The sequence below is a fragment of the Pedobacter sp. W3I1 genome, from assembly GCF_030816015.1.
Lineage (GTDB): Bacteria > Bacteroidota > Bacteroidia > Sphingobacteriales > Sphingobacteriaceae > Pedobacter.
Genome location: NZ_JAUSXN010000001.1, coordinates 4,072,236 through 4,084,457 on the forward strand (window position 1 = coordinate 4,072,236; position 12,222 = coordinate 4,084,457).

6 protein-coding genes are annotated in these 12,222 nt (G+C 38.2%); all 6 read right to left on the minus strand.

Annotated features, from left to right (window positions below):
• Positions 1-148: 148 nt before the first annotated feature.
• A complete protein-coding gene (locus QF042_RS16700) occupies positions 149-3,262 on the minus strand; it encodes a TIM-barrel domain-containing protein (protein WP_307530408.1) in 3,114 nt (1,037 codons plus the stop codon).
• Entirely contained in the window at positions 3,243-4,040 is a 798-nt protein-coding gene (locus QF042_RS16705) for an alpha-glucosidase domain-containing protein (RefSeq protein ID WP_307530410.1), read from the minus strand. Before QF042_RS16705 ends, QF042_RS16700 begins: the two co-directional genes overlap by 20 nt.
• Positions 4,041-4,774: 734 nt before the next feature.
• On the minus strand, positions 4,775-6,067 hold the full coding sequence (locus QF042_RS16710; RefSeq protein WP_307530412.1) for a glycoside hydrolase family 28 protein: 1,293 nt from the start codon (positions 6,065-6,067) through the stop codon (positions 4,775-4,777).
• Between the two features lie 1,397 nt (positions 6,068-7,464).
• The gene (locus QF042_RS16715; protein WP_307530414.1) at positions 7,465-8,253 is read right to left on the minus strand and encodes an NIPSNAP family protein; all 789 of its coding nucleotides are present in this window, start codon (positions 8,251-8,253) and stop codon (positions 7,465-7,467) included.
• 134 nt (positions 8,254-8,387) lie between these two features.
• Positions 8,388-10,685: a S9 family peptidase gene (locus QF042_RS16720; RefSeq protein WP_307530416.1), complete on the minus strand. Its 2,298-nt coding sequence runs from the start codon at positions 10,683-10,685 to the stop codon at positions 8,388-8,390.
• A gap of 76 nt (positions 10,686-10,761) precedes the next feature.
• Complete coding sequence (locus QF042_RS16725; protein WP_307530418.1) at positions 10,762-12,210, minus strand: APC family permease; 1,449 nt, start codon at positions 12,208-12,210, stop codon at positions 10,762-10,764.
• Positions 12,211-12,222 lie beyond the last annotated feature (12 nt).

Consider the following 12,222-nt stretch of genomic DNA (forward strand, 5'->3'; position numbering starts at 1 on the left):
CCTTAGCCAAACCCCGTCTCTTTTGAAATAGACGAGTTGTAAAGATACAATTTGCAAACTTATTACCGAATCTATTCTTGTATTCAAGTTAGTGCCAATAAAAAAGAGGCCGATTAAAACCGACCTCTTCGCATACTAATTACACTAACTAAAATATAACTGAATTGAGATTCTTATCTACTAAAATGCCTTCGCTAAGCTTAAGCCCGAATTGTAGTTTCCGTTTTGCTTTTAATTTCAGGATAAACAGATCAGTCGTTTCATTTAAAGCATCTTTGTTGCCTATGTTTACAAAGGTTGGATATAGCACCTTGGCACCATTGGTGTGCAGCCGATCGTTGGTCAGGTTATCCATCTGTTTGGTGTTTAAAGGCTGAACGCTTACAAAATCATAATCCTGTGCATTGTATGGCAGCGCAAAACTTAAAGCATTTACTGATTTCAGGTTTACTCCCTTTACTTTAATTTCGATAATTTCGCCTTTGTTGTAAGCTTGTTTAGCGGTACTGATTTCTAGTTTACCTGCAACTTTATCAATTTTAGCATTTTTTACACCTCCTTCAAGCTGTGTAGCCACAACCGAAACATCGTAAGCATCAATCAGGTTATTTTTGTTGATATCACCATTGCTGATATAACCTTCAAAATCGGCATCACCTTTTCTTAAACCAGTATAATTGATGTATGAAGTTAAATCGTTCTTATCAATTAAACGGTCGTTATTGATATCGCCCGGAAGATAACTTTCGGTACCAGGAATCTTAAATACATATAACTCTCTACCTGATCCAAAACCACCTACACCATCAGCAACTGCAATTTTAATGTAACGTGCTGCAGGATGCGCTGTAAAATTAAATAGTTTAATTTCGTCGTTATTGGCCCATTCAAATGCGCCAGCTTCTGTCCAGATTTCTTTATTGTTGCTATAAAACACTTTACCTTTTAATAAAATCCCGTTCCCTTTTCCCGTGCGTGGCAGGTAGTGGAATTTATCCAGTTGGTTGATCGATTTGAGATCAATGATCATATCAAAAGGAACTGCCTTAACAACCCATTTGGTATGCCAGGTATTACCTTCGTCATAATCGAACAATTTATTGATACCAGAGCCTCCTTGATTTTCGACTGTAGTTTCGGCTACAATACCCTGAATAGCAAACTCTAGCGGATTAGTTTTAGTAGTTGCTTTAATTTCTGTCCAATCAGAATAACCATCTTTATTTACTGCACGCAGTTTAAATGAATAAGGTGTTTCAGCCAACAAGCCATCAAACATCAAAGCAGTATCACGGATCGTAGTATAATGCATATCGTTAAAATCGATTTCATAAAAATCTGCATTGCTCACTTTGGTCCAGCCTGGGGTAAGCGTATAGGCTTCTCTGTTTTTATCAGTCACCTTTGCATTAACAGGAGCGGTTAATTTGCCTATTGACAAACGTTGTTTATCTGCAGGCTCAAATTTAAACCCGTCAATACTAAGTGTTACCGGATTGAGGGTAATATTGGTAGATTGAAGTTTAACCAGCAACTGAGGATTTTTAACCATTGCCACACTTTCAAACTCGCTTCCTTTTGTTGCAAAACGGTTTAAGTTTGGTATGGCATCGTAGAAATACACATTAACCTGCTTCAAAAATTCTTCTTTCGAGTTTACTTCTATTAGTTTGACTTTATTGTTCCCAACTCTTGCCGTTAATCTTTTCGGTTTTTCGGTAACGTTAATCACAAATTCAGTTGTTTTTTCTTTCACAAAGCCATCAAAATCGCCCTTTGAAGGATGAATGGTAACCAAGGCATTGTTTTTTTGATTTAGTTCTGATTCGATTAAAGTAGAAGCGCCCTTTCCTAATTTATAAGCCTCCGTTGCACCGTCATCATCGTATTCAGTAAATGAAGTTTTTCCAAAAGGATACAATTCATAGATGCGGTTTGCTTTATTGATTTCAGCAACATGGTTATTCGGATTCGTCATCGGAATAATAGCCCCATTTTTCACAAAAACAGGCAACTTCCATAACGGTGCATCAAAACTGTTAAGGATGCTGTTTCCTGTATATTTTTCTCCTGTGAAATAATCAATCCATGTTCCTTCCGGGAGGTAAATGCCATTGCGGATATCGTTACCTTTCTCATCTGATTTGGTTGCCTGATAAATTGGCGCTACTAAGAAAGAAGGCCCGTATAGATATTGATATTGTGTTGAAGTACCTTTGGTATAGGCATTTGGATACTCCAGAAACATCGCTCTGATGATCGGCAATCCGGTAACAGCTTCTCTTGCCACACTATAAGTATACGGAATCAGCGCTGATTTCAGTTTTAAATAATTGCGGTTGATTGATGCTACAGGCTCGCCTAATGCGTGTGGATATTTTTCGTTAGCTCCCCAACCGTCCATATTTAATTCCATTGGCGTAAAGGTTTTCCATTGGAAATCCCGCGTATTAATGGTCAGGTTTTTACCACCAAAAATACCATCCATATCAGAAGTAATATTGGGTTGACCTGATAAACCAGAGCCTAAATAAGTAGGAATGTGGAAACGGATATATTCCCAAACACCACCAGTTTGATCACCTGACCAAATACTGGCATAACGTTGGGTTCCCGCCCAGCCATCTAATGAGATGATAAATGGACGACTGCTATTGCCATAATAAGGCATAATCTGCGCCACATCTGCAACGCCATTTAACCCGAACGAATAACCTGCACCAACCCATGCCACATCGGTTTTTAAAACACGCACACCAGCATCTCTGACTTCCTTAATCATATCGCGCTGTAATAAAGGGCTTACTTCTGGTTTCGGATGAAGATCAGACTGTGTCCATAAACCAATTTCTACGCCATTTTTACGGGCGTAATCGCCAAAACTCTTTAAGTTTTGAATATTGCCATCCAATGTTTCGGCCTGGCCATAACCTGCACCATAACCATCATTTGGAAGTACCCAGCCCAAAGGCATATCATGTTTTTTATAACGATCAATCACAGCACGGGCTGAAAACTGATAATTGTTTTTTTCACCGTTAAGCGATTCCTTTACACCGCCATTATCTTTCTGGCTTTCTTTGTAACGTTTGCCATCTTCAAATAAGGTTCCTTTTTCATCTTCTTTCCAAAAATCGCGGTTGTAAGCGTTTAAATGTCCTTGATAGAAACCAAATTTTGGCAACAAAATCGGATTTCCGGTAAGTTGATAAAAATCGTTCAATAAAGGTACTGCTCCATCGTTAATCATAAAAAATTGCATCCAGGTAATCGGTTTCGTGCGCCAATTTTACCAATCCTTTTTCTTTAGCACCAAAATTGTAATTTCCTTTACTGAAGGTATACCACATTACAGCATAACCATTGGTAGACCAATAAAAAGGTGTTGGCGAAGCTACCCCTCCATCTGTCCAGGAATTTTGGTTTTCGATAGAAATATTTCTTCCCTTGTGTGAGAAACGGCCGTTCTGTACACCACCACCATAAAAATATTCCTGTGGATTTTCTTTTAAGCTAAGGCTTACTTTTCCTTTCTCGAATTGAATCGGCGCTAATTCTTCAACAGCTACAGCTTGTGTAGCAAGGTTAATAATTTTGATCAGCGAGGTGTTTTTATCGAAAAGAACAGTAATCTTACCCGTAGATATGAACAGTTGATTACCCTCATCCTTAATATCCAGTTTTGAAACAGGTCTGCGCGGGTTTTCTACCAAAATTTTGGCTTCTGGTTTGGCTTCCGGATCGCGTATAAAACCTCCTGTAGGATCTTCGAAAAGGCGGAAAATATGATCGCCATAAAAATCTAAGGTCAAGCGTTGGTTATCAGAAAGCAACAATTCTACCGTGGTGGTATTAATCTTTTTTGCACCAAGCACTTTCGTAACCTTTTGTGCTACCTGATTGGTTTTCTGAGCAGCCGGTTGAGCAGAAACAAAAAACGGAGAGGTGATTAAAAAAAACGCAAATACCAAAACAACGCTTTTAGGCTGATTTTTGGAATTGGTTATTTTAAAGTTTTTGAAAAAGTAATGCGGGGTCATTAAAGGTTTGATTTGGTTATGTGTTTATATGCTAGACAAGCAAAACAGTTAGTTGCTGTGGGCTAAAGTTAATAAACACATTAAAGGAATTAGCGCGTTTTTGCAGACAAAGACCGCGCAATCGTTTGCCTATCAAATTTTTTACCCGGAATGATTTTATTGTCATCGCCAATAAGTTCAGGACATTAAAGCTAGATGCCCACTCTCTTTTATACTATAAGCCATTAAGAATGTTAAGTTTTCATCGCTCAGATCCTGCGATCGTCATCCTGAACTTGTTTCAGGATCTATCTGGCTTGAATATTTTGCCACGGAAGCACAGATTTGCACGGAATTTAATTTACCTTTTTGCTTTTAGCTTATTCTTTCAGCTTTGCCTTTTCTAACATTAAGCAGTTAAGGACATTAAGATTTCATAGCTCAGATCCTGCGATCGTCATCCTGAACTTGTTTCAGGATCTAAAATTGAGTCATTCTAAATTTATTCAGGATCTTTTTGGTTAGCTTTTTTGCCATGGAAGCACAGATTTGCACGGAATTTAATTTAGCTTTTTGCTTTCAGATTTTGCCTTTTTTACCATTAAGCAGTTAAGGACATTAAGATTTTTATAGCTCAGATTCAGCGATCGTCCTCCTGAACTTGTTTCAGGATCTAAAATTGTGTAATTCTAAATTTATTTCAGAATCTTTATGGTTAGTTTTTTACCACAGTTAATGAACAAATGACCAATGAACTAATAAACCACTTCGGAACTATTGTTCACGACATATTGGGGTTTGGTACCTGTTACTGATTGTACTGCAGTGAATTTTATCTTCTCTGCATCGTTCACCATAATTTTTGACTGCTCTGGCAGTGTGATATTGGTAAAAGTTACATTTCGCAAGCGGTGAGCAGGATCTTTAAAACCGTTGATATCAATCGCTGCGACTGCATTTGAAGCCATAGACATATCGATATTTTTGAATACAAAATTTTCGAAAGTTGGTATTTGCGGTGCGGCTTCGCCATCGTTGTTGTAGTTAACTGCTGAGTAGATGGTAATCTGTAAAAGTTGGCAATCTGCTACGGTTACATTTTTCACATAACCACCTCTATCTTTTGTTCCTTTTATCTGCATGCCGTGCAATAGTTTCCCTGCCTTGCAATCCTGTACCAAAACGTTGCTTACCCCGCCCGACATTTCGCTACCAATCGAAATACCATGGCCACGTTTAAAGTCGCAATCTGTTATCCGTACATTTTTAGTTGGTTTAGCTACAAAAAAGCCTTCAGGATTTTTACCAGATTTAATGGCAATACAATCATCACCAGTGTCGAAAGTACAGTTAAAAATATAAGTGTCAGTAGAAGAATCAGGATCTATACCATCCCCATTACGGATGTTTACGGTTATAATGTTTAAATTTTGACAGGTTATGTTATTACTATAAATATAATGAATGGTCCAGCAAGGAGGTTCAGTAATCGTTAAATCAGAAAGACTTACGTTCTGACAGTTCATTAAGCAAACTAAACGGCCTCTGCTTCTTATTCCACTGGCTTTGATCATCGCATCACCAAGTTTTTTCCCTCCGCCACTAATGGTGCCTTTACCTGTAATTCTTAAATCTTTCACATTATAAGTTCCGTTACGGTTAAGCGTACCTGCGTTGAGTAAACTGGCGTATGTTTTCAGCTCCCAGCCTTCAAAACGGTTTAGAATCATCGGTAAATAATCCTCAACCACTGTTGATCCTTTTAACACACCACCTTCTTCTATCCGGAGGGTCATATTACTTTTTAAATATAATGCACCTGATACAAAAATTCCTTTGGGAATATAAACCGTGCCACCTGCACTACAGGCATTTATTGCTGTTTGAATGGCTTTCGTATTATTGGCTATACCATCTCCTTTTGCGCCGAAATCTAAAATATTGTACGTTTTTCCTTTTGCTTTTGTTTTAAAACGGATGGCATTTAAGCTGGCGGTTTTATTCCCTTTTATACTTACACTTACTATGTACCAGGTATTTGGTATCAAATTTTCTATTGTATAATTGGTTTTTTGGGTAGCACCTTGTACTTTACCATTTAAAAAGATTTGATAAGTGATATTTGGTGCAACATATTGTTTATCCCATAATAAGGCTACAGTATTTTCTGATAGCGTACCCGGGGCAACTAAAAGATTAAACTGATTTATGTCCGATGCACCAGCTTTAAAATACAGAAAAAAACGAACATAAGTAACACCAAAATCTTGCTTATTTTATTAATAAATATCGGTATAATCATGATTAGGAAATTTATTCGGTTAGCGAAATAATGATGGGTACTACAGTTATCTCTTTACAAATATAACTGGCTGATCAGATTAACTGTCATGCGCTATAGGGTACAATATTAAAGTAATAATGTATTTATCAAAAATGACTTTTCTTTTCGATTTACCTATTGAGGAATTAGAAGTGAAGAGTTACAGAAAGCTTCTACAGGCTTCTATAAACACGAAGAAAGAATCGCCGTTATTTGCGGAATTAATCTAGCTTTTTGCTTTCAGATTTTGCCTTTTTACCATTAAGTAATTAAGGACATTAAGATTTTCATAACTCAGATCCGGCGATCGTCATCCTGAACTTGTTTCAGGATCTAAAAGTTGCGTCATTTTGAATTTATTTCAGAATCTTTCTCGTTAGCTTTTTGCCACGGAGGCACAGATTTGTACGGAATTTAATTTACCTTTCGCTTTCAGCTTTAGTCTTTTAGCTTTAGTCTTTCCTACCATTAAGCAGTTAAAGACATTAAGATTTCATAGCTCAAATCCTGCGATCGTCATCCTGAACTTGTTTCAGGATCTATCTGGCTTGAATTATTTTGCCACGGAGGCACAGATTTGCACGGAATTTAATTTACCTTTTTGCTTTCAGCTTTTCCCTTTTTTACCATTAAACAGTTAAGAACGTTAAGATTTCATAGCTCGGTCCCAGCGGTCGTCATCCTGAACTTGTTTCAGGATCTATCTGGCTTGAATTATTTTGCCACGGAGGCACAGATTTGCACGGAATTTAATTTACCTTTCGCTTTCAGATTTTGCCTTTTTACCATTAAGTAGTTAAGGACATTAAGATTTTCATAACTCAGATCCTGCGATCGTCATCCTGAACTTGTTTCAGGATCTATCTGGATTGGATTATTTTTCTGCCACGGAGGCACAGATTTGCACGGAATTTAATTTAGCTTTTTGCTTTCAGCTTTTGCCTTTTTACCATTAAGTAATTAAGGACATTAAGATTTTCATAACTCAGATCCAGCGATCGTCATCCTGAACTTTTCAGGATCTATCTGGATTGGATTATTTTTCTACCACGGAGGCACAGATTTGCACGGAATTAATTTAGCTTTTTGCTTTCAGCTTTAGCCTTTTGGCTTTGGCCTTTTTTAAAAATCTGAATAGTCTGTTGGGTAGACAAATCTAGTGTCGTTTTTAGAAACATTGTGCTGATACTCTGGCATTGCCGATAGTTTCTTCCAATAATCATCTGCAGAGAATGCTTTCCAGTGCGCATCTCTATCTGCCTTATTTTCGAAAGTGGTTAAATACATCAGATTAGGCATACGGCTACCCGCGATTACTTCTCCATAAAATACGGCATTAAAATTTAGCCTTTTAAATAAACCGATCTCGTCGCCTTTATTAAACATTTGAACTTTATTCTGAAAATATTTCTCAGTAGGGCCTTCGTAGCTTCTTAATTCGTACACCCGTTCTTTCATCGGCGATTTTAGATTAGGCAGCATAAAATGAGGTGCTTCTTCAAAAGCCTTTAAAACAATAGATTCTAATCGTTCGTAAGGAACTTCAGTATAACTTGCTTCCAGATAGCTTTTACCATCAACGGCATATTGTTGGTCTTTTGCCAATTTTTTATCGAGTTCCAAAACCCCATCAAACGATTTTAAAGGAATAAACACATAAATAAGTTTTTCTACAACCACCGCCGGATCACTAACAATGGGTTTAAACACGCCTACTTTTGCAATTCCAGAACGATGTAAAGCTGGCAAATATGCTTTCTGCAGATAATCATCTACTGTTTTTTCTTGCGCATCGGTTTTCAAATGGTATATTTTGATCTGATAGAAATCTATTTTCGATGCATTAACAGTAAATGCGCTAGATAATAGCACGAGTAAAAACAGACTGGATATTTTAATTCTTTGCAACATGTTTATAAGATGATTAGATAATGCAGCAAAGTAACAATTTATTTTTAATGATTGAATTAGAGAAAGTTGAGTTATTGAAATTTTGAATGAGCAAATGACTAATAAAAAACAGCTAACAACCTATGAACCAACGACTATTGAACTAATAAGTTTGGGTTTGGTGGTTCGGCATGCAATAAATGTTTTACAAAGAAATCACGTTTACGCCTTCGTCCGTAAATACCGCCATCACTGTGGCCCATACCCGGAATGCTTAAAATATCGAAATCTTTATTGGCTTTGATTAATGCATCGGCAAGTCGGTAGGTCGATTCTGGTGGTACATTTTCATCGGCTTCGCCAACAATTAAAAATAGGTTACCCTCTAATTTACCGGCATTTGAAATATTAGATTGTTCTCCATAGTGCGGCCCTACCGGATAGCCCATCCATTGTTCGTTCCACCATTGTTTATCGATGCGGTTATCGTGACAACCACAGGCAGAAACCGCAGCTTTATAAAACTCGGGATGGAATAACAATGCCCCTGTTGAGCTTTGCCCACCTGCCGAAGTGCCGTAAATCCCTACTCTTGAAATATCAGCATTCGGATATTTAACGGCCATAGCTTTCATCCACAATATCCTGTCGGGGAAACCAGCATCGGCTATGTTTTTCCAGCATACATCATGAAAAGCTTTAGACCGGTTGGCCGTTCCCATTCCATCAATCTGTACCACAATAAAGCCTAATTCTGCAATGCTCTGCATCTCACTGGCAGGCAAGAAACTTTTAGGTACAAAACTATCATGAGGACCTGCATAAATATTTTCGATAACAGGATAAGATTTGCTCGGATCCATTGTTGAAGGGAAACAAACAATGCCCCAAATGTCGGTAATGCCATCTCTTCCTTTGGCCACAAACACTTCAGGCAGTTTAACACCGGTAGCCAAATAAATAGTTGCTTGTCCATGTTCTATTTCGTTTATCTTTTTTGTACTTGCAGTTAACCTTAACTCGCTAACAGGGGGTACATTTACCTGAGAGTAGGTATCGATATAATATTTACGGTCAGGAGAAAAGCTAAGGTTATGGTTACCTTTTTCGGGCGTGAGGTTTACCAGGCCTTTTCCATCGAACCCGATTCTGTAGTAATGGATAAAATAAGGATCTTCACCGGCATGCATTCCATTTGCCCTGAACCAAACCTCGCGTTTTACAACATCTACACTATCAATATCCTTAACCACGTAATTTCCTTTGGTAATTAAGCGCTGCTTTCCGGTTAAGGCATCCACCAAATAAAGATGTTGCCATCCATCCTGCTCACTCGTCCATAATATTTCATTTGTTTTGGGTAAATATCTTGTATAAATACGATTTTCATAAATGAAGGTCTTTGTTTTCTCGTCGATAATATTTTTAGTTTTGCCGGTTAAAACATCCACTTCAATTACCCTGAAACGCTGATGGCCTCGGTCTACTTTCTCATAAGTATAATACCTACTGTTATTGTCGCGCCAATGCAGTTCTGGTGCACCAAAAAAATCTATCGGATCAGCATCTACTTTAATGGCCGTTTTAGCCGCTATATTAAAAACATAGGGCTGATAAGCTGTAAAGTCATCGCCAGGCTGTGCATATTCTCTCGATTTTAATTCGCCACGCGTGGTACCGGGAACTGAACTTAATACATAATGTACTTTTTTAATTTCTTTTGGATCGATTTTATAGGCAACAATATTTTTGCCATCTGGCGACCATGCAAATTCACCATAAGGTTTATCGGCATTACCATCGGTACTCAATTGAGTCTCTGTTTTTGTTGCTAAATCAATTACAAACAGGTTACCACCACGAATCAGGATTTCGCTTTTGCCATCTGGCGATTTTCTTGATTCGCGGTTTCGTTGCCAGCGCGATCTCCGTTGCTGTAAAGGCCTTTTGGCATTATAACGATAAATACTGGTATCGTTGGTATTAGTTAAACTATAATCGTTAAGATTTAACAGGTACCAGTTATTCTGCATTTTTAATTTTGCAGTATTGCCCTGATCGGCAAAATAAAGCTCGGCAAACTGAAGCTTTAACGGGTTCTGTTTTTTACCGGTAACTTTTTCTAGGTTCTGCGCAAGTTTAGCATGATCAAATGCAGCTTTGCGCTTACCAGTTGCAGCATCTACATTATAATACTCCCATGTTTTGTTAGGAAGATTTTTTTTATACCAAAATGCGCTTCCGTCTTTTTTCCAGAAAGGAATCAGATCATTGTTGGTTGGAATATTACGCAATGCAGTATCCAGTTTCGTGGATAATTGGTAAGCATTTGCGACTTCAGCGGCACTTGGTGCATAAGGCTGCAACCCCGCTTGCTGTGCCAGCACCTGAAAAGAAACAAAACTTAATAAGATGAAGGCTATTGATTTTTTAGCCATGATGTAAATGGTCATTACAGATTTTTTGTTGTAAATATAGTGCTACGGTTTTACCGATTTCCTTTAGATTTTGATGAATAACATTGATATTTTAACCGCTCACATCAATTGCATCTTTTGCTTTCAAATCCTGACGGGCAACACTTCCTTTAATCAGGTAATAAACCGGTATTCCTATTAAAGTGATGATTAATCCAGGCCAGGTAAATTTGGGTTTAAAAATAATCAGTAATATACAAAAGGCCAGTCCCATTACCATATAAATGATCGGCAGAATAGGGTAGCCAAAAGCTTTGTACGGACGTTCCGCGTCAGGTCGTTTTTTACGAAGGATAAATATCCCGAAGATGGTGAGCATATAAAACATCACCACCACAAACGAGATCATATCCAGCAGATCGCCATATTTTCCGCTAATGCACCACAAACAAGCAAAAATGCATTGAATCCATAGCCCAAATCCAGGTACTGCATTTTTGTTGAGCGTGCCAACTTTTTTAAAGAAAAGCCCGTCTTTGGCCATGGAATAATATACCCTGGCACCAGCCATAATTAAACCGTTATTACAACCGAAAGTCGAAACCATAATCATTAATGCAATAATAATGGTACCTGCCGTACCGAAAATATGGTTGGCAGCAGAAACCGCCACGCGATCTTTGTCAGCATAGGCGATATCGTGTAAGGAAAGTACACCTGTATACATCACATTGGTAAGGATGTAGAGCACTGTTACGATAATGGTTCCTAAGGCTAAACTCAAGCCAATATTGCGCGCAGGGTTTTTAATTTCGCCGGCAATAAAGGTAACGTTGTGCCAGGAGTCGCTGCTAAATATCGAACCTACCATGGCAGCAGCAATGGCACCAAATGCTGCCAAAGTGGTATAAGAACCAATATTTCCATCAGCAGATAGCGGACCTAAAACCCACATATTTTCCCAATTGGTTTTCCAGATTCCTTTATCTAAAAAGAAAAGCCCAAACGCAATCAGGCCGAACAAACTTAACAATTTGGCCACTGTAAAGGTGGTTTGGATTACTTTACCGCCGTTTACCCCCCTGTTGTTTATATACGTAAGCAATATAATTATCCCAATAGCCAATAGTTGTGCTGGTGAAATGGTAAAGAAACCTAAATCGATGGCTACTAAATCTTCACTGAGTGCAGGCACGAGGTATGCGGTAAACTTGGCAAATGCCACGCCTACTGCGGCAATAGTTGCGGTTTGGATTACCGTAAAAAAACTCCAGCCATATAAAAAACTGATCAGCGGGTTATATGCTTCTTTTAAATAAATATACTGTCCGCCAGCTTTTGGGAACATGGCACTTAATTCGCCATAGCTTAATGCAGCAGTAAGCGTCATAAAGCCTGTGATTAACCAAACCACTAACAGCCAGCCAGAACTGCCTACGTTTCGGGTAATATCTGCACTTACAATAAAAATACCTGAGCCGATCATACTTCCGGCTACAAGCATTGTTGCATCCATCAATTTAAGTGAGGGTTTAAACTGTGTGGTTTCTTTTTCAATCATCTGTTCTGTTGT

Bases quoted from the DNA above. Each gene is read 5' to 3' on its own strand.
- QF042_RS16700 (WP_307530408.1), bottom strand. From the start codon at position 3,262: ATGCAATTTTTTATGATTAACGATGGAGCAGTACCTTTATTGAACGAT.
- QF042_RS16705 (WP_307530410.1), bottom strand. From the start codon at position 4,040: ATGACCCCGCATTACTTTTTCAAAAACTTTAAAATAACCAATTCCAAA.
- QF042_RS16715 (WP_307530414.1), bottom strand. From the start codon at position 8,253: ATGTTGCAAAGAATTAAAATATCCAGTCTGTTTTTACTCGTGCTATTA.
- QF042_RS16720 (WP_307530416.1), bottom strand. From the start codon at position 10,685: ATGACCATTTACATCATGGCTAAAAAATCAATAGCCTTCATCTTATTA.
- QF042_RS16725 (WP_307530418.1), bottom strand. From the start codon at position 12,210: ATGATTGAAAAAGAAACCACACAGTTTAAACCCTCACTTAAATTGATG.